Origin of the sequence: Streptomyces echinatus (assembly GCF_014203595.1) — a bacterium.
Lineage (GTDB): Bacteria > Actinomycetota > Actinomycetes > Streptomycetales > Streptomycetaceae > Streptomyces > Streptomyces echinatus.
The window spans coordinates 363,501-380,486 of the sequence record NZ_JACHJK010000008.1 but is presented as its reverse complement, the minus strand read 5'-3'; the positions used below and the strand labels follow the sequence as shown (position 1 = coordinate 380,486).

Annotated in this window: 16 protein-coding genes; 6 read left to right on the top strand and 10 right to left on the bottom strand. The window is 71.0% G+C overall.

Annotated elements, in window-relative coordinates; all coding sequences use genetic code 11:
* Positions 1–157 precede the first annotated feature (157 nt).
* The 4 genes from FHS34_RS23955 to FHS34_RS23940 form a co-directional block, all read right to left on the bottom strand.
* Positions 158–2,806, bottom strand: a complete 2,649-nt coding sequence (locus FHS34_RS23955) for a P-loop NTPase family protein (RefSeq protein ID WP_184968765.1) — start codon at positions 2,804–2,806, stop codon at positions 158–160.
* A 269-nt stretch (positions 2,807–3,075) separates the two neighbouring features.
* Positions 3,076–3,399, bottom strand: coding sequence for an STAS domain-containing protein (locus FHS34_RS23950; protein ID WP_184968946.1), 324 nt, complete (start codon positions 3,397–3,399; stop codon positions 3,076–3,078).
* Between the two features lie 158 nt (positions 3,400–3,557).
* Complete coding sequence (locus FHS34_RS23945; RefSeq protein WP_184968763.1) at positions 3,558–4,406, bottom strand: 3-hydroxyacyl-CoA dehydrogenase family protein; 849 nt, start codon at positions 4,404–4,406, stop codon at positions 3,558–3,560.
* A gap of 122 nt (positions 4,407–4,528) precedes the next feature.
* Positions 4,529–5,170: a TetR/AcrR family transcriptional regulator gene (locus FHS34_RS23940; protein WP_184968760.1), complete on the bottom strand. Its 642-nt coding sequence runs from the start codon at positions 5,168–5,170 to the stop codon at positions 4,529–4,531.
* 80 nt (positions 5,171–5,250) lie between these two features.
* Here FHS34_RS23940 and FHS34_RS23935 point away from each other — a divergent pair, with 80 nt between their 5' ends.
* From FHS34_RS23935 to FHS34_RS23925, 3 genes are read left to right on the top strand one after another with little or no spacing between them, the layout of a single operon-like run.
* Positions 5,251–6,036: an ABC transporter ATP-binding protein gene (locus tag FHS34_RS23935; RefSeq protein ID WP_184968758.1), complete on the top strand. Its 786-nt coding sequence runs from the start codon at positions 5,251–5,253 to the stop codon at positions 6,034–6,036.
* Between the two features lie 10 nt (positions 6,037–6,046).
* Positions 6,047–6,796 carry an ABC transporter permease gene (locus tag FHS34_RS23930; protein ID WP_184968756.1) on the top strand — a complete coding sequence of 250 codons (750 nt, stop codon included), beginning with the start codon at positions 6,047–6,049 and terminating at the stop codon, positions 6,794–6,796.
* A gap of 13 nt (positions 6,797–6,809) precedes the next feature.
* A complete protein-coding gene (locus FHS34_RS23925; RefSeq protein ID WP_184968754.1) occupies positions 6,810–7,382 on the top strand; it encodes a cob(I)yrinic acid a,c-diamide adenosyltransferase in 573 nt (190 codons plus the stop codon).
* 5 nt (positions 7,383–7,387) lie between these two features.
* On the opposite strand, the gene FHS34_RS23920 is transcribed toward FHS34_RS23925, so the two are convergent.
* Complete coding sequence (locus FHS34_RS23920) at positions 7,388–7,933, bottom strand: hypothetical protein (protein ID WP_184968751.1); 546 nt, start codon at positions 7,931–7,933, stop codon at positions 7,388–7,390.
* 151 nt (positions 7,934–8,084) lie between these two features.
* Here FHS34_RS23920 and FHS34_RS23915 point away from each other — a divergent pair, with 151 nt between their 5' ends.
* From FHS34_RS23915 to FHS34_RS23905, 3 genes are all read left to right on the top strand, one after another.
* Positions 8,085–9,257, top strand: coding sequence for a sensor histidine kinase (locus FHS34_RS23915; RefSeq protein WP_184968749.1), 1,173 nt, complete (start codon positions 8,085–8,087; stop codon positions 9,255–9,257).
* The gene (locus FHS34_RS23910; RefSeq protein WP_184968747.1) at positions 9,254–9,895 is read left to right on the top strand and encodes a response regulator; all 642 of its coding nucleotides are present in this window, start codon (positions 9,254–9,256) and stop codon (positions 9,893–9,895) included. Before FHS34_RS23915 ends, FHS34_RS23910 begins: the two co-directional genes overlap by 4 nt.
* A 126-nt stretch (positions 9,896–10,021) precedes the next feature.
* On the top strand, positions 10,022–11,842 hold the full coding sequence (locus tag FHS34_RS23905; protein WP_184968745.1) for a glycoside hydrolase family 18 chitinase: 1,821 nt from the start codon (positions 10,022–10,024) through the stop codon (positions 11,840–11,842).
* A gap of 61 nt (positions 11,843–11,903) precedes the next feature.
* Here FHS34_RS23905 and FHS34_RS23900 read toward each other — a convergent pair whose 3' ends face one another.
* The 5 genes from FHS34_RS23900 to atpA all read right to left on the bottom strand — a co-directional run bounded on the left by FHS34_RS23900 (position 11,904) and on the right by atpA (position 16,960).
* Positions 11,904–12,350, bottom strand: coding sequence for a DUF2550 domain-containing protein (locus FHS34_RS23900; RefSeq protein WP_184968743.1), 447 nt, complete (start codon positions 12,348–12,350; stop codon positions 11,904–11,906).
* Between the two features lie 154 nt (positions 12,351–12,504).
* On the bottom strand, positions 12,505–12,879 hold the full coding sequence (locus FHS34_RS23895) for a F0F1 ATP synthase subunit epsilon (RefSeq protein WP_161291524.1): 375 nt from the start codon (positions 12,877–12,879) through the stop codon (positions 12,505–12,507).
* 113 nt (positions 12,880–12,992) lie between these two features.
* Positions 12,993–14,429, bottom strand: coding sequence for a F0F1 ATP synthase subunit beta (atpD, locus tag FHS34_RS23890; RefSeq protein ID WP_184968740.1), 1,437 nt, complete (start codon positions 14,427–14,429; stop codon positions 12,993–12,995).
* Positions 14,429–15,346 (bottom strand): F0F1 ATP synthase subunit gamma, encoded by a 918-nt coding sequence (locus FHS34_RS23885; RefSeq protein WP_184968738.1) that lies wholly within the window; start codon positions 15,344–15,346, stop codon positions 14,429–14,431. The genes atpD and FHS34_RS23885 overlap by 1 nt, the downstream gene beginning before the upstream one ends.
* A 21-nt stretch (positions 15,347–15,367) precedes the next feature.
* The gene (gene atpA / locus FHS34_RS23880; protein WP_184968736.1) at positions 15,368–16,960 is read right to left on the bottom strand and encodes a F0F1 ATP synthase subunit alpha; all 1,593 of its coding nucleotides are present in this window, start codon (positions 16,958–16,960) and stop codon (positions 15,368–15,370) included.
* Positions 16,961–16,986 lie beyond the last annotated feature (26 nt).

The following is a 16,986-nucleotide window of genomic DNA, read 5'->3' as shown; positions in this document are numbered from 1 at the left end:
CCCTTTCCGCCGCAACGGCGCTGGGCCGCTGCGGCGGGGGACGGCGGTGCCCGGCAGGCCTCAGGCCGGGGCGGTTCGGCACCGCCGGGTTCGCGGCATGGCCGCCGAGCGCCGGCGCGGCGGGGGAAGAGGGCCCGCCGCGTCGGAGGCTCGGTCGTCAGATCAGCGGGTTCGGGGTGCCTCCCGGGGCCGACGCGCTGCTCGACGTGCCGCCGGCGGAGCCGTCCGTGCCGGTCGTCGTGCCGCCGGCGGCGCCGCCCGTGGTGTCGCCCGTCGCGCCGCCCGTGGACCCGGCCGTCGTGCCGCCGTCGGTCGTGCCGCCGGTGGTACCGCCCGTACCGGCCGTCGTGCCGCCCGTGCCGCCCGTCGTACCGGTGGTGCCGCCGGTCGAGCCGCCGGTGCCGGTGCCGCCCGTGGTCGTGCCGCCCGTGGTCCCGCCCGTCGAGCCGCCACCGGTCGTGCCACCCGTGGAGCCGCCGCCGGCCGTGTTGCCGCCGCCGCTCGTGCCACCGGTCGAGCCACCCGTCGTGCCGCCGCTCGACGAACCGCCCGAAGAACCGCTCGACGAACCGCCCGGCCCCGTCGGCTCGGGCGACCTGGACGGCGAACCGGAGGGCGAGCCGGAGCCGGACGGGCCGACGCTCTCCGAGGGCCGGGCCGTGTCCGCCGGCGGCGCCGGATCGTCCGCCGTGCCGTACGTGCCGTCGGGCCCGGCCGAGGTGGGCCGGCCGGCGGCCGAGCCGGTGCCGCCGTCCCCGCCGGTGTCGCCCGGCCCCGCCTCCACGCCGCCGATCCCCAGGTCCTGGCTCACCGACGGCTTGTCCTCCACCTTGCCCGCCGGGTTCCCGTCGCCGTCCGGGTCGGACGTCATGCCGAGCGTGATGACGGTGCCCAGCACGGCCGCGAGCAGCGCGCCGGAGCCGACCGCCACCAGGTTGCGCCGGACCATGCTCCGGATGCCGCCGCCCTGCGCCCCGGCCCGCGGGAGCTGCTGGGTGACCAGGGTGTCGCCCGCGGGGACGTACGGCGCCGGCCCCTCCTGCCGTACCTCCGGCACCTCTTCCGCGGTCAGCGGGGGCAGCCCCGGCGTCTGGCCGGCGCGGTCGGCGAGCAGTGCCAGGGCGCGGCGGCCGGCGACCGTGCCCCGCTTGTCGGCGAGGGCACCGCGCAGCCCGCCCGAGGCCTCCAGCTCGGCACGGGCCCGGTCCAGCTGCCCGACGCACAGCGCCAGGATGCCCAACTCGTGGTGGAAATAGGCTTGTTCAGGTACCTCACCGGCCAGCCTGGAGGCTTCCGCACCGGACCGCAGGGCCCGTCCCCAGGCGCTCCAGTGCAGTCCGGCGGCGAAGGCGGGCGCGGCCGTGCGGGCCAGCCGTACGGCGCTGTTCTCCTCGCCCTCGGCGGTCGGGGAGGTCTGCGGCACGACGGCGGCCAGCGCGGCCAGGACCGCGTCGGCCTCCACGCTCACCCGTTCCGGGGTGACCGAGGGGTGCCCGGCCCACCAGGCGTAGTGCTGGGCGGCGGTGAGGGCGCGCTCGGCGGCGCCCTCGGCGTATCCGGCGGCCTCCAGCTGGGCCTGGACGCCGGCCGCGAGCCGGTAGCGGGAGCCGGCCGGGGAGACCAGGCCGCAGGCCGCCAGTTCGCCGAGAGCGGCGTCGGCGTGGGTGTCACCGACCAGGGCGGGCAGGTGCGCCTGGTGCGGTATCTCACCGCCGAGCGCGACCGCGAAGCGGAGGGCGGCACGGGCGGAGGGGCTGAGCCGGGAGGCGAGCAGCGGGGCGGGGGCCGCGGCCTCGCCGAGGGACGGCAGCGGAACGTCGTCCTCGACGGCCACGGGCAGGTCCACCGGCGGGCGTACGTCCTCGAAGACGCCGTACTCGTCCACCGCCCCGGCGCCGGCCCGCAGCCGGTCGCGCTGCCGGAGCAGGGCGCCGGCCTGGACGAAGCGCAGGGGCAGCCCCTCGGACTCGAACCACAGGTCCCCGGCCCAGTTGGCCTCGTCCTCGGTGAGTACCCGGCCGACGGTCCGCTCCAGGATCTCCACGCCGGCGGCGCGGTCGAGGCCGGCGAGGAAGACCTCCTCCACGTCCGACTCGGCGGAGGGCGCGGGCACGTCGGGGGTGGTGGCGAACAGGAACGCGCACTCGGGGGTGGCGTCGAGCAGTTCGTCCAGGGCGGCGCCGCCGAACTCCAGGTCGTCCAGGACGACGACCGCGCCGATCTCCTGGACGCAGGCGACCAGTTCGTCGTGGTCCGGGCGGTACCGGGGGGCGTCGTAGACGGCGTGGAACAGGTCGTGCAGCAGGTCGCCGGAGGACCGGTGGGTGCCGCTCAGGCGGACCACGCCGTCGGGGGCGAGGTCGAGGCAGTCCTCGGCGACCAGGTCGAGCAGCGCGGTGCGGCCGGAGCCGGCCGGGCCGGTGAGGCGGACCGAGCGGCCGCGGGCGAGGAGGCGGGTCAGGCGTTCGCGTTCGTCCTGGCGTTCCAGCAGGGACAGCGCGGGTTCGGCGGGGCCGGGCGGCACGGGCGGGCGGGCGGCGCGTTCGGCCTCGGCGCGCTCGTCGGCGGTGCGCTTGCGGGGCCTGCCGGGGCGTTCGGCCGGCGGGCAGGGCTCTATCTCGCTGCCGTCGACCGGGTTGACGGTCAGCTGGAGGTCACCGGTGACGAGCTGTGCCATGCGGGCGGGCGCGGGGGTGCCCGGGGCGAAGTCGGAGGTGAGGGGGTCCCGGGGCGGGCGGCGGCTGTGCGCCTGGCCGTGCTCCTCGGGTCCCGGGTTGATCGGGTCGATCGGGTCGATCGGGTCCATGGGTTCCAGCCCCCAAAAAGCGTCGTGTGCCCGTGTTGCGGCCCTCCCGGCCTTGTCGCACACCGCGCTGTCGCTTCTGGTCCGGGCCCGCTCGGTCGAGGGTTGCGAGTTGGCGGGCGACCGCACCCTAAACCTTCGCTCGGTGTCTCCGACAGGGCGGGGTGCCGTGCGGTCCGAGACGTCATGGTCTCGTGAGGATTGCCCCCGCCGTGCCCTTCGGCGTGTGTGCCCGGGTCTCTTCGGCCGCCCGGCTCACCTGCGGGTGCGCCTCACACCCGGGGCAGGGACTCCACTCCGATGCCGCCCTCGATGGCGAGGATGCGGTGCAGCCGGGTGGCCACCAGCAGGCGCTGCATCTGCGGGGGTACGTCCCGCAGCACCAGACGGCGCCCGCAGCGGCCGGCCCGCCGGTGGGCACCCATGATCACCCCGAGCCCGGTGGCGTCCCAGGAGTCCAGTTCGGACAGGTCGAGCACCAGGTCGCCGACTCCGGTGTCGACGGCCGAGTGCAGGGCCGTACGGGCGTCCGCCGCGCTGCGCACGTCGAGGCGGCCCCCGACGACCAGCTCGGCGTGGTCGCCCCTGATGTGCATATGCGCTCCCCGTTGAGTGCGGTTGGCGTACTCGGTGACGGTGCTGTGCAACGTCTGACTGTGCGGGTGACGGTACGGTTGCTGCTTGTAAGCGAACCGATACCGAATTCACCCCGGGGAGTGACACTCCCGGGGTGGTGGTGCGAGGCCGGGTTGACTCAGTACGTGTAGAAGCCCTGCCCGCTCTTGCGGCCGATGTCACCGGCATCCACCATCCGGCGCATCAGCTCCGGCGGGGCGAACTTCTCGTCCTGGGTCTCGGTGTAGATGTTGCCGGCGGCGTGCAGCAGGATGTCCACACCGGTGAGGTCCGTGGTGGCCAGCGGGCCCATGGCGTGGCCGAAGCCCAGCTTGCAGGCGAGGTCGATGTCCTCGGCGGTCGCGACGCCGGACTCGTAGAGCTTGACGGCCTCGACCACCAGGGCGGAGATCAGCCGGGTGGTGACGAAGCCGGCCACGTCGCGGTTGACGACGATGCAGGTCTTGCCGACGGACTCGGCGAACTCCCGTGCGGTGGCGAGGGTTTCGTCGCTGGTCTTGTAGCCGCGGACCAGCTCGACGAGCTGCATCATCGGCACCGGGGAGAAGAAGTGGACGCCGACGACCCGCTCGGGATGCTCGGTGGCCGCCGCGATCTTGGTGATCGGGATGGCGGAGGTGTTGGAAGCGAGTACGGCGTCCTTACGCACGATCTTGTCGAGCGCGCGGAAGATCTCGTGCTTGACCTCGAGCTTCTCGAAGACGGCCTCGACGACGATGTCGGCGTCGGCGGCGGCGTCCAGGTCGGTGGTCGGGGTGATGCGCGCGAGGGCGGCCTCGGCGTCCTCGGCCGCCAGCCTGCCCTTGCCGACGAACTTGTCGTAGCTGGCCTTGATGCCGTCGGTGCCGCGCTTCAGTGCCTCGTCGGTGACGTCCCGCAGGACGACCTCCCAACCCGCCTGCGCGGCGACCTGGGCGATGCCGGAACCCATGAGACCGGCCCCGATGACGGCGAGCTTCCGTGCCACTCCGACTCCCTGAACGCTATGGACATCTGCTTCTTCGGCGGACCATAGCGCCCCGGCGCCGCTGTGTGACCGGTAAGTAACGCGCGTCACGTCCCCTTCGACGCACATCACACCGGCAGGGGTCATTCCACGCCTCGGACGGCGTAGTTGAGCACCTTTTCGCTCAACAGGTCCTCGATGTCGTCCAGGAGGGCGAGTACCTCTCGTGATACTTCGGCCGGTTTGCGCCCCTTGACCATCTCGCGCCCGATGACCGCCATGACCGCGCCGTGGACCCAGCTGATCTGACCGGCCATCAGGTACGGCAGCTCGTCGCCGTCCGCGGCGCCGGTCTCCTCGCGCAGCACCTGTTCGAGGTTGCCCTGGACCTCCTGGGCGATCGCCCACAACCGGGAGCGCAGGGCGGGTGCTTCCTCGACGACCGTCATGAAGGACGCATATCCGGCGAACAGGCCGACCCGGGGCGAGACGGACTCGACCTCCTCGCGCAGCTCACGCAGGACCGCGACGGCGGCCGACTCCCCCTCGGGACGGCCGCGCACCCAGCGGGCCAGCCGGTCGACCACGCCGGCCGAGCGGTCGAGGAAGAGGTCCTCCTTGGCGGGGAAGTAGTTGTAGACCGTGTTGACGGAGACGTTCGCCGCCTCGGCGATCTCCGCGACCGTCACCGCTTCGAAGCCGCGCTCCAGGAACAGGCCCGTGGCGACATCCGAGATGTACTGCCGGGTCTGCCGCTTCTTCCGCTCCCTGAGCCCTTCTGCCATGCCCGCATCCTAACTTCGCTGGGCCAGCTGAAAACTTGGTGTCATTGCAAAATTTCAGGGACTCTGTTTTTCTGGGAGGCATGGCAGCAGTCATCAGCACGGCGGGCCTCGCCCGCACCTTCCAGACCAAGGCCGGCCCCGTCGACGCCGTCCGCGGCATCGACCTCACCGTCCGCGAGGGCGAGATCCTCGGCTTCCTCGGCCCCAACGGCGCCGGCAAGACGACCACCCTGCGGATGCTCACCACCCTGCTGAAGCCGACCGGCGGTGCGGCCACCGTGGCCGGGCACGACCTGGCGGCGGACCCGGCCGGAGTGCGCCGGGCCAGCGGATACGTCGCCCAGTCCGGCGGAGTCGACCCGCAGATCACCGTGCGGGAGGAGCTGGTCACCCAGGGCCGGCTGTACCGCCTGCCGAAGACCGAGGCGGTCGCGCGCGCCGGGGAACTCGCCCGCGAACTGGACCTCACCGACCTCCTCGACCGCAGGACCGGCGCGCTCTCCGGAGGCCAGCGGCGCCGCCTGGACATCGCGATGGCGCTCACCCACCGTCCGAAGGTGCTGTTCCTGGACGAGCCGACGACCGGCCTGGACCCCGGCAGCCGCGCCGACCTGTGGGACCTGGTCCGCCGGCTGCGCGACGAGCACGGTACGACCGTCGTCCTGACCACCCACTACCTGGACGAGGCCGACGCCCTCGCGGACCGCCTGGTGATCGTCGACCGGGGCACGGTCGCCGCCGAGGGCGCCCCGGGCGCGCTGAAGCTGACGTACGGCGGCTCGATCGACGCCTCGCTCCAGGACACGTTTCTCGCCGTCACCGGCCGGGGGCCCGCCCCGGCCGACTCCGCCCCCGTCGCCGTATAGGACCGCGAACATGCTTCTCCACGACACGGCCCTGATCTACGGCCGTTATCTCCGCCAGTCCCTGCGCTCCCGCTTCGCGCTGCTCTTCGGCGTGCTGACGCCCCTGCTCTACCTGCTCTTCTTCGGCCCCCTGCTGACCGGTCTGCCGCTGGGCGGACAGGGCAGTTCCTGGCAGGTGCTGGTCCCCGGACTGCTGTTGCAACTGGGCCTGTTCGGGGCCCTGTTCGCCGGGTTCACGGTCATCCTCGAAAAGGGGCAGGGGGTGGTGGAGCGGATGCGGGTGACCCCGGTCAGCCGGCTCGCGCTGCTGCTCGGCCGGGTGCTGCGGGACGCCACGGTGTTCGTCTTCCAGGCGGTGCTGCTGGTGCTGGCCGCGCTGGTGATGGGCCTGCGCGCGCCGCTGGCCGGCGTCCTGATCGGCTTCGCCTTCGTCGCGCTGCTCACGCTCTCGCTGGCCTCACTGTCGTACGCGCTCGGCATGAAGGTCCGCACCCCGCAGGAGTTCGGCCCGCTGATCAACATGGTGTCGATGCCGTCGATGCTGCTGTCCGGCCTGATGCTCCCGATGACCCTCGCGCCCGCCTGGCTGGACGTGCTCTCGCACTTCGTCCCGTTCCGCTATCTGGTGGACGCCGTCCGTGACGCGTACGTCGGTGAGTACACGAGCGCGCACATGCTCTACGGCGTCCTGGCCGCCGTCGGCTTCACGGCGCTGTCCGTGACGGCGGGCACACGGGTGTTCCGTACGACCGGGGCGTAACTACGCTGGGCACATGGTCAATCTGACGCGTATCTACACCAGGACCGGCGACCAGGGCACCACCAGCCTCGGCGACATGAGCCGGGTGCCCAAGACCGACCTCAGGATCTCCGCCTACGCCGACGCCAACGAGGCCAACGCGGTGATCGGCACCGCGCTGGCGCTGGGCGGTCTGGAGGAGGAGGTCGCCGCGGTCCTCACCCGTGTCCAGAACGACCTGTTCGACGTGGGCGCCGATCTGTCGACGCCGGTGGTGGAGAACCCGGAGTTCCCGCCGCTGCGGGTGGAGCAGTTCTATGTCGACCGGCTGGAGGCGGACTGCGACCGCTTCAACGAGCGGCTGGAGAAGCTGCGCTCCTTCATCCTCCCGGGCGGCACCCCGGGCGCGGCCCTGCTGCACCAGGCGTGCACGGTCGTACGCCGGGCCGAGCGCTCCACCTGGTCGGCCCTGGAGGTGCACGGCGAGACGATGAACCCGCTCACCGCGACCTATCTGAACCGGCTCTCGGACCTGCTGTTCATCCTGGCCCGCAGCGCCAACCGGGAGACCGGCGACGTGCTGTGGGTGCCGGGCGGGGAGCGCTGAGCCGGTCAGCGCTGCTTGGCCGGTTCCCGCTTCGGGAACAGCGTGTAGCTGGCGGCGATGAGCACGTTGATGCCGATCACCCAGAGCATGCGCGTCTGCCACGCCCGCAGGGATCCGGTGTCACCGTCGTCGCCGACGTACCAGACGGCGCCCTGGAGCAGGGCCATGGCGACCACGGACGCCAGGATCCAACGGCCCGCGACCTTCCACTCATGGACGGCGCGGGCCGTTCCGTACTTCGGGGGCCGCACGGGCGGCGGGCCGTCGGCGAAGCGGTGCGCCACCCTGGCGTCCGCCCACTTGACGGTGGAGTGGCCGAGACCGACGGTGAAGCCGATGTAGACCGCGGCGAGGCCGTGCCGCCAGTCCGGCTGGGCGCCGTTCTTGAGGTCGATCGCGGTGACGGTGAAGAGCACGACCTCCAGCAGCGGCTCGCACAGCAGCAGGGCCAGGCCGGTGCGCGGCATCCGCAGCGCGTACCGGAAGCCCAGTCCGGCCGCCAGCAGCACCCAGAACGCCACTTCACAGGCGATGATCAGTCCTACGACCACGGTTCGCTCCCCTCGTTCACCCTTCCAGGCTCCCGTGGGCCGGCGCGCGGATCATCGTCGCCGCTGACGAAACCGCCGTAAGCGAAAGTCGCAGTCGGGGACCCTCCCCCGGGCGCAGGCACAGCGGCCGGGGGCCGTGTTGGATGGGGGCATGCCCCTCGCACTCCCCCGCCCGCACCGCGACGACTGGCGCATCGCCGTGGGCGGGCTGGCCGGCGGGGTGCTGCTGTGGGCGCTGGGCATCCACCCCCGCGTCGACGGGGACGACCTCGTGCTGTGGCACGCGCCCTGGGCCCCGCTCGTACCGCTGGCGATGACGGCCGCCGGTGAGCCGCTGCGCCGCATCATGCCCCGCACCGGTCTGCTGACCGGCACGGTGGCGCTGGTCCTGGACACGGTGACGCTCGGCAGCATCGTCACGATCGTGCTGTACACCGACCTGATGTACGCGGCCGTGCTCTACGGCACACCGGCCGCCGCCCGCCGCATCCCCTGGGTCACGGGGATGCTGACGGTCGTCGCCGGGGTCGTACCCGCGGCGCTGTGGCGGGATCCGCAGGGGCTGCTCATCGGCGTGGGTGTCGGGGTGGTCGCGTTCGGGCCGGCCGCCACCGGGGTACTCGTGCGCGACCACCGCGACGCCGCCGAGGCGGCCCGGCTGCGCGCCGAACAGACCGCCCTGCTGGCCGAGATGGACCGCGCCCAGGCGGTCATCGGAGAACGGGCGCGGGTGGCACGCGAGTTGCACGACCTGGTCGCCAACCATCTGTCGGCGATCGCCATCCACTCCACCGCCGCGCTGTCCATCGACGATCCGGGCACCTCCCGGGAGGCCCTGTCCGTGATCCGGGAGAACAGCGTGGCGGGGCTGGCCGAGATGCGCCGGCTGATCGGCATCCTGCGGGACAGTTCCGGGGACCGGGAACCGGCCGCGTCCCCCACGCTGGACGGTCTCGGCGCCCTGGTCGACAGCGCCCGCGCCAACGGCCTGGAGGTCACGCTCGACGCCGGGCACGGCAAGGTCCCGGCGCCCGTCGAACTCGCGGCCTACCGGATCGTGCAGGAGGCGCTGACCAACGCGCTGAAGCACGCCTCCACGGGGTGCGTCCGGGTCACGCTCCGGCAGACGGACGGGACGCTGGACATCCGGGTGTCCAGCCCCTACCGGCCCGGCGACACCCCCCGCGCTCCCGGCGCCGGCCACGGTCTGACCGGGATGCGGGAGCGGACCGCTCTGCTCGGCGGCGCGTTCGAGGCCGGTCCCCGGGGCGCCCGGTGGACCGTCCGCGCCACGCTTCCGCTCACCGAAGGAGACCCCGCATGATCCGTGTCCTGGTCGCCGAGGACCAGTCCGCCGTCCGCGCCGGACTCGTCCTGATCCTGCGCAGCGCGCCGGACATCGAGGTGGTCGGCGAGGCGGAGGACGGTGAGCGGGCGGTCGAGCTGGCCCGGACCCTGCGGCCCGACCTGATCCTGATGGATGTGCAGATGCCCCGCCTGGACGGTGTGGCCGCGACCCGGCGGATCGTCGCCGAGCGGCTCGCCGACGTCCTCGTGCTGACCACCTTCGACCTCGACGAGTACGTGTTCGGGGCGCTGCGGGCGGGCGCGGCCGGGTTCCTGCTGAAGAACACCGAGGCGAGGGATCTGCTGGACGCGGTGCGGACGGTGGCGGGCGGGGAGGGGATCGTCGCGCCGGCCGTGACCCGGCGGCTGATCGCCGCGTTCGCGGCGGCACCGGCCCGGGAGGCGGGGGCCGATCCGGCGGTGCTGGAGAGCCTCACCCGGCGGGAGCGGGAGGTGCTGGGCCGTATCGGCGAGGGGCTGTCGAACGCGGAGATCGGGGCCCGCCTGGACATGGCGGAGGGCACGGTGAAGACGCACGTCAGCCGGTTGCTGGCCAAGCTGGAGCTGCGCAGCCGGGTGCAAGCGGCCGTGCTGGCCAGGGAGTTGGGGCTCTAGCGAGCCACCACCCGAAGTGGTCCAGACCTATTGACCTGTGGTCCAGACCTTTCTACCCTCGCAGCACCGTGGGGCGTGAAGGCTCAGTCATGCCCCTGACACCCCCGATGACGAGGGAGGCGCAGCATGCGCTTCAGACACAGAGCCGCGGCAGGGTTCGCGACCCTGTTGCTCCCCCTGGCCGGCCTGGTCGGTCTCGCGAGCCCCGCCCAGGCCGCGGCGAACGCCACCGCCACCTTCACCAAGACCAGCGACTGGGGCACCGGTTTCGGTGGCCAGTGGACCGTCAAGAACACCGGCTCCAGCAGCATCAGTTCCTGGACCGTCGAGTGGGACTTCCCCTCCGGCACGTCCGTCACCTCCGCCTGGGACGCGGACGTCACCGGCTCCGGCACCCACTGGACCGCCAAGAACAAGTCCTACAACGGCACCATCGCCCCGGGTGCCTCCGTCTCCTTCGGCTTCAACGGCGCGGGCTCCGGCTCCCCGTCCAACTGCAAGCTGAACGGCGACAGCTGCGACGGCACGACGGTCCCCGGTGACGCGGCCCCCTCCGCGCCCGGCACCCCGACCGCCTCCTCCGTCACCGACACCTCGGTGAAGCTCGGCTGGAGCGCGGCCACCGACGACAAGGGCGTCAAGAACTACGACGTCCTGCGCGACGGCACCAAGGTCGCCACGGTCACCACCACGTCGTACACGGACACCGGTCTGACCGCCGGCACCGACTACTCCTACACCGTGCAGGCCCGCGACACCGCCGACCAGACCGGACCGGTCAGCGGCGCGGTCAAGGTGCACACCACCGGCGGCGGCACCACTCCCCCGCCCACCGGCGACAAGGTCAAGCTCGGCTACTTCACCGAGTGGGGCATCTACGGCCGCAACTACAACGTCAAGAACCTGGTGACGTCCGGCTCCGCGGCCAAGATCACGCACATCAACTACGCCTTCGGCAACGTCACCGGCGGCAAGTGCGCGATCGGCGACTCCTACGCCGACTACGACAAGGCGTTCACCGCGGACCAGTCGGTCAGCGGCACCGCCGACACCTGGGACCAGCCGCTGCGCGGCAACTTCAACCAGCTGCGCCAGCTGAAGGCCAAGTACCCGAACATCAAGGTGCTGTGGTCCTTCGGCGGCTGGACCTGGTCCGGCGGCTTCGGCGATGCCGCGAAGAACCCGGCCGCCTTCGCCCAGTCCTGCTACGACCTGGTCGAGGATCCGCGCTGGGCCGACGTCTTCGACGGCATCGACATCGACTGGGAGTACCCGAACGCCTGCGGCCTGTCCTGTGACACCAGCGGCGCCGCGGCCTACAAGAACCTGATGGCCGCCCTGCGCGCCAAGTTCGGCTCCGGCAACCTGGTCACCTCGGCCGTCACGGCCGACGGCTCCGCCGGCGGCAAGATCGAGGCCGCCGACTACGCGGGGGCCGCCCAGTACGTCGACTGGTACAACGTGATGACGTACGACTTCTTCGGTGCCTGGGACGCCAAGGGCCCGACCGCCCCGCACTCCCCGCTCACCTCGTACACCGGCATCCCCAAGGCGGGCTTCACCACCGCCGACGCGATGGCCAAGTTCAAGGCGATCGGCGTCCCCGCCAAGAAGCTGCTCATCGGCATCGGCTTCTACGGCCGCGGCTGGACCGGCGTCACCCAGGACGCCCCGGGCGGCACCGCCACGGGCCCGGCGGCCGGCACCTACGAGCAGGGCATCGAGGACTACAAGGTCCTGAAGTCGTCCTGCCCGGCCACCGGCACCGTCGCCGGCACGGCGTACGCGCACTGCGGCAGCAACTGGTGGTCGTACGACACCCCCGCCACCATCGCCTCGAAGATGGCCTGGGCCAAGAACCAGGGCCTCGGCGGCGCGTTCTTCTGGGAGTTCAGCGGCGACACCAGCAACGGCGAACTGGTGAACGCCATCAGCAGCAACCTGTAAGAGCGAACAGCACCAAGCCGTCACCCTCCCTCGGACTTCGTCTGGGGGAGGGTGAACGTGGCTACGCCACGTTCACTCGCTGTCCGGGCGGGGCTGCCTCAAGCCACGCGAGAAAACCGGTGAGCGCGTCTTCGCTCATGGCCAGTTCCAGGCGCGTGCCCCGGTGCGTACAGGCCAGCACCACCGCGTCGGACAGCAGCGCCAGCTCCTCCTCGCCCTCGGGCAGCCGGCGGCCGGCCACCTCGATCTGCGCGCGCTCCAGGACGCGGCGGGGCCGGACGGCGTAGGAGAAGACCCGGTACCACTCGATGCGGTCGCCGTTGTAACGGGCGACGCCGTAGCTCCAGCCCTTGCCGCCCGCGTCCGGCTTCTCGCCCACGTCCCAGCGCAGCGAACAGTCGAAGGTCCCACCGGAGCGCTGGATGAGTCTGCGGCGCAGTCCGAACAGGAAGAGCCCCACCACCACGAGCGCGACCACGATCCCGCACACAGTCAGAGCGAGGACCATCGGCACCGACCTCCTCGTCTCCCCGGCAGCTGCGCTGCTCTCGTCACTGAGTAATGAAACCTAAAAAACACCCACATCTGCCTCAGCCGCGACCGGCACCGGATTGCTCCGGGCCGGCCGCGGCTGAGTGATGTCAACGTACCGCGCGGCTGGTTCAGCGCGCCGTCGCAGCGCGCAGTCGGACGTCCGCGCGGCGCTCGGCGGCGGCATCGCCCTCCGCCTTCGCGCGCTCCAGCTCCCGCTCCGTCCGCTGGACATCGATCTCGTCCGAAAGCTCGGCGATCTCGGCCAGCAGGGACAGCTTGTTGTCCGCGAACGAGACGAAACCGCCGTGCACCGCGGCGACGACCGTTCCACCTTCACTCGTACGGATGGTCACCGGGCCCGACTCCAGCACACCGAGCAGCGGCTGGTGACCGGGCATGACGCCGATGTCGCCGGAGGTGGTGCGCGCGACGACCAGGGTGGCCTCACCGGACCAGACCTGGCGGTCGGCGGCGACCAGCTCGACGTGCAGCTCAGCAGCCAAGAGTGGCTCCTCGGGTCACCACCCGGCAGGGGGTGCCGGGTGTTGGGGTCAATTCTAGAGGGCGTGGGAGAGGGGGCGGGACGCGCCCGCCCCCTCGGACGAACTCAGGGAGTTCAGGAGACGCCGAGCTCCTTGGCGTTGGCCTTGAGGTCCTCAATGCCACCGCACATGAAGAACGCCTGCTCGGGGAAGTGGTCGTACTCGCCGTCGCAGATCGCGTTGAACGCGGCGATCGACTCGTCGAGCGGCACGTCCGAGCCGTCCACGCCGGTGAACTGCTTGGCGACGTGGGTGTTCTGGGACAGGAAGCGCTCCACACGACGGGCACGGTGGACGACGAGCTTGTCCTCCTCGCCCAGCTCGTCGATACCGAGGATCGCGATGATGTCCTGGAGGTCCTTGTACTTCTGCAGGATCGTCTTCACGCGCATGGCCGCGTTGTAGTGATCCGCCGCGATGTAGCGCGGGTCCAGGATCCGGGACGTGGAGTCCAGCGGGTCCACGGCCGGGTAGATGCCCTTCTCGGAGATCGGACGGGAGAGCACCGTCGTCGCGTCGAGGTGGGCGAAGGTGGTGGCCGGGGCCGGGTCGGTCAGGTCGTCCGCGGGGACGTAGATCGCCTGCATCGAGGTGATCGAGTGACCACGGGTCGAGGTGATGCGCTCCTGGAGGAGACCCATCTCGTCGGCCAGGTTCGGCTGGTAACCCACGGCGGACGGCATACGGCCGAGCAGCGTGGAGACCTCGGAACCGGCCTGCGTGAAGCGGAAGATGTTGTCGATGAAGAACAGCACGTCCTGCTTCTGGACGTCACGGAAGTACTCGGCCATGGTCAGGCCGGCCAGCGCGACGCGCAGACGGGTGCCCGGGGGCTCGTCCATCTGGCCGAAGACCAGGGCGGTCTTGTCGATGACGCCCGAGTCCGACATCTCCTCGATGAGGTCGTTGCCCTCACGGGTGCGCTCACCGACACCGGCGAACACGGAGACACCGTCGTGGTTGTTGGCGACGCGGTAGATCATCTCCTGGATGAGCACCGTCTTGCCGACACCGGCACCACCGAACAGACCGATCTTGCCGCCCTTGACGTACGGGGTCAGCAGGTCGATGACCTTGACGCCGGTCTCGAACATCTCGGTCTTCGACTCGAGCTCGTCGAAGTTCGGCGCCTTGCGGTGGATGCCCCAGCGCTCACCGGTGTACTGCTCGTCGACGTTCAGCACCTCACCGAGGGTGTTGAACACCTTGCCCTTGGTGAAGTCGCCGACGGGCACCGTGATGGAATTGCCGGTGTCCGTCACCGCGGCCTGGCGGACCAGACCGTCGGTGGGCTGCATGGAGATGGTGCGGACCAGGCCGTCACCCAGGTGCTGGGCGACCTCCAGGGTCAGCGTCTTCTTCTCGCCGGCGTTGGCCGGGTCGGCCACCTCGACGTGAAGGGCGTTGTAGATCTCCGGCATCGCGTCGACGGGGAACTCCACGTCGACGACCGGGCCGATGACCCGGGCGACGCGGCCCGTAGCCGTCGCGGTCTCAACAGTGGTGGTCATTATCGGTCACTCCCCGCGGTCGCGTCGGCCAGGGCGCTGGCGCCACCGACGATCTCGCTGATTTCCTGGGTGATTTCGGCCTGGCGGGCCGCGTTGGCAAGACGGGAGAGCGTGTTGATCAGCTCACCCGCGTTGTCGGTGGCCGACTTCATCGCGCGCCGCGTGGCGGCGTGCTTCGAAGCGGCCGACTGGAGCAGCGCGTTGTAGATGCGGCTCTCCACGTAGCGCGGCAGCAGGGCGTCGAGGACGTCCTCCGCCGAGGGCTCGAAGTCGTACAGCGGGAGGATCTCGCCCTTCGGCGACACCTCCTCGGCGACCTCTTCGAGGCGCAGCGGCAGCAGCCGTGCGTCGAGCGCCGTCTGCGTCATCATCGAGACGAACTCGGTGAAGACGATGTGGAGCTCGTCCACACCACCCTCGGCCGTGTCCTTCTCGATGGCCTCGATCAGGGGCGCCGCGACCTTCTTGGCGTCCGCGTACGACGGCTCGTCGGTGAAGCCCGTGAACGACTCCGCGATTTTGCGCTCACGGAAGTTGTAGTGGGCGACACCGCGCCGGCCGACGATGTACGTGTCGACCTGCTTGCCCTCGCTCTCCAGGCGCTCGGTCAGCTGCTCCGCCGCCTTGATGGCGTTGGAGTTGAAGGCGCCGGCCAGACCGCGGTCGCTGGTGAGGAGCAGGACCGCGGCACGGACCGGGTTCTCCACCTCCGTGGTGAGCGGGTGCTTGGTGTTCGAACCCGTACCGACCGCCGTGACCGCACGCGTCAGCTCGGTCGCGTACGGCGTGGAGGCCGCCACCTTGCGCTGCGCCTTGACGACGCGCGAGGCGGCGATCATCTCCATCGCCTTGGTGATCTTCTTGGTCGCGGTGACGGATCGGATGCGACGCTTGTAGACCCGGAGCTGGGCTCCCATGAGTCAGGTCCCTTCCTTACGTCACTTGGCGGCAGCGGCCGGAGTGTCCTCGCCGAGCAGCTTGCCGTCCGAGGTCTCGAACTGCTTCTTGAACTCCGCCACCGCGTCGTCGATCGCCTGGATCGTGTCGTTCGACATCTTGGCGCCCTCGCGGATGGAGGTGAGCAGGCCCGCCTCCTTGCGGTGGAGGTAGTCCAGCAGCTCGCGCTCGAAGCGGCGGATGTCGGCGACCGGGACGTCGTCCATACGGCCGTTGGTGCCGGCCCAGACGGAGACGACCTGGTCCTCGGTGGCCATCGGCTGGTACTGGTCCTGCTTCAGCAGCTCGACCATGCGCGAACCGCGCTCCAGCTGCGCCTTCGAGGCCGCGTCCAGGTCGGAACCGAAGGCGGCGAACGCCTCCAGCTCACGGAACTGGGCGAGGTCCACACGGAGGCGGCCGGAGACCTGGCGCATCGCCTTGTGCTGCGCGGAACCACCGACTCGGGAGACGGAGATACCGACGTTCAGCGCGGGACGCTGACCGGCGTTGAACAGGTCCGACTCCAGGAAGCACTGGCCGTCGGTGATGGAGATGACGTTGGTCGGGATGAACGCCGACACGTCGTTGGCCTTGGTCTCGACGATCGGCAGACCGGTCATCGAGCCGGCACCCATCTCGTCGGAGAGCTTGGCGCAGCGCTCCAGCAGACGGGAGTGCAGGTAGAAGACGTCACCCGGGTAGGCCTCACGGCCCGGCGGGCGGCGCAGCAGCAGGGACACGGCGCGGTAGGCGTCGGCCTGCTTCGACAGGTCGTCGAAGATGATGAGGACGTGCTTGCCCTCGTACATCCACTGCTGACCGATGGCCGAACCGGTGTACGGCGCCAGGTACTTGAAGCCGGCCGGGTCGGACGCCGGGGCGGCGACGATGGTCGTGTACTCCAGGGCGCCGTTCTCCTCCAGCGCGCGGCGCACGCCGGCGATGGTGGAACCCTTCTGGCCGATGGCGACGTAGATGCAGCGGACCTGCTTCTTCGGGTCGCCCGAGCGCCAGTTGTCGCGCTGGTTGATGATCGTGTCGACGGCCAGGGCGGTCTTGCCGGTCTGGCGGTCACCGATGATCAGCTGACGCTGACCACGGCCGATCGGGGTCATCGCGTCGACGGCCTTGTAGCCCGTCTCCATCGGCTCGTGCACCGACTTGCGCTGCATGACCGTGGGGGCCTGCAGCTCCAGCGCACGGCGGCCGGACGTCTCGATCTCGCCGAGGCCGTCGATCGGGTTGCCGAGCGGGTCGACGACACGGCCGAGGTAGCCCTCGCCGACCGCGACGGAGAGGACCTCACCGGTGCGCGTGACCGGCTGACCCTCCTCGATGCCGCTGAACTCACCGAGGACGATGGCACCGATCTCGCGCTCCTCGAGGTTGAGGGCGAGGCCGAGGGTGCCGTCCTCGAACTTCAGCAGTTCGTTGGCCATGGCCGAGGGCAGGCCCTCGACCTTCGCGATGCCGTCGCCGGCAAGGGTGACCGTACCGACCTCCTCGCGCGAGGCCGCGTCCGGCTTGTACGACTGGACGAAGTTCTCCAGTGCGTCCCGGATCTCCTCCGGCCGGATCGTGAGCTCCGCCATCTGGGTTCCCTGCTCTCCTTGTTGGG

Excerpts from the sequence above, each read along its gene's own strand:
- FHS34_RS23935 (WP_184968758.1), top strand. The coding sequence starts at position 5,251 with ATGGCAGCAGTCATCAGCACGGCGGGCCTCGCCCGCACCTTCCAGACC.
- FHS34_RS23955 (WP_184968765.1), bottom strand. The coding sequence starts at position 2,806 with ATGGACCCGATCGACCCGATCGACCCGATCAACCCGGGACCCGAGGAG.
- FHS34_RS23905 (WP_184968745.1), top strand. The coding sequence starts at position 10,022 with ATGCGCTTCAGACACAGAGCCGCGGCAGGGTTCGCGACCCTGTTGCTC.
- FHS34_RS23900 (WP_184968743.1), bottom strand. The coding sequence starts at position 12,350 with ATGGTCCTCGCTCTGACTGTGTGCGGGATCGTGGTCGCGCTCGTGGTG.
- FHS34_RS23930 (WP_184968756.1), top strand. The coding sequence starts at position 6,047 with ATGCTTCTCCACGACACGGCCCTGATCTACGGCCGTTATCTCCGCCAG.
- FHS34_RS23925 (WP_184968754.1), top strand. The coding sequence starts at position 6,810 with ATGGTCAATCTGACGCGTATCTACACCAGGACCGGCGACCAGGGCACC.
- FHS34_RS23885 (WP_184968738.1), bottom strand. The coding sequence starts at position 15,346 with ATGGGAGCCCAGCTCCGGGTCTACAAGCGTCGCATCCGATCCGTCACC.
- FHS34_RS23910 (WP_184968747.1), top strand. The coding sequence starts at position 9,254 with ATGATCCGTGTCCTGGTCGCCGAGGACCAGTCCGCCGTCCGCGCCGGA.
- atpD (WP_184968740.1), bottom strand. The coding sequence starts at position 14,429 with ATGACCACCACTGTTGAGACCGCGACGGCTACGGGCCGCGTCGCCCGG.
- FHS34_RS23950 (WP_184968946.1), bottom strand. The coding sequence starts at position 3,399 with ATGCACATCAGGGGCGACCACGCCGAGCTGGTCGTCGGGGGCCGCCTC.
- FHS34_RS23940 (WP_184968760.1), bottom strand. The coding sequence starts at position 5,170 with ATGGCAGAAGGGCTCAGGGAGCGGAAGAAGCGGCAGACCCGGCAGTAC.
- atpA (WP_184968736.1), bottom strand. The coding sequence starts at position 16,960 with ATGGCGGAGCTCACGATCCGGCCGGAGGAGATCCGGGACGCACTGGAG.
- FHS34_RS23915 (WP_184968749.1), top strand. The coding sequence starts at position 8,085 with ATGCCCCTCGCACTCCCCCGCCCGCACCGCGACGACTGGCGCATCGCC.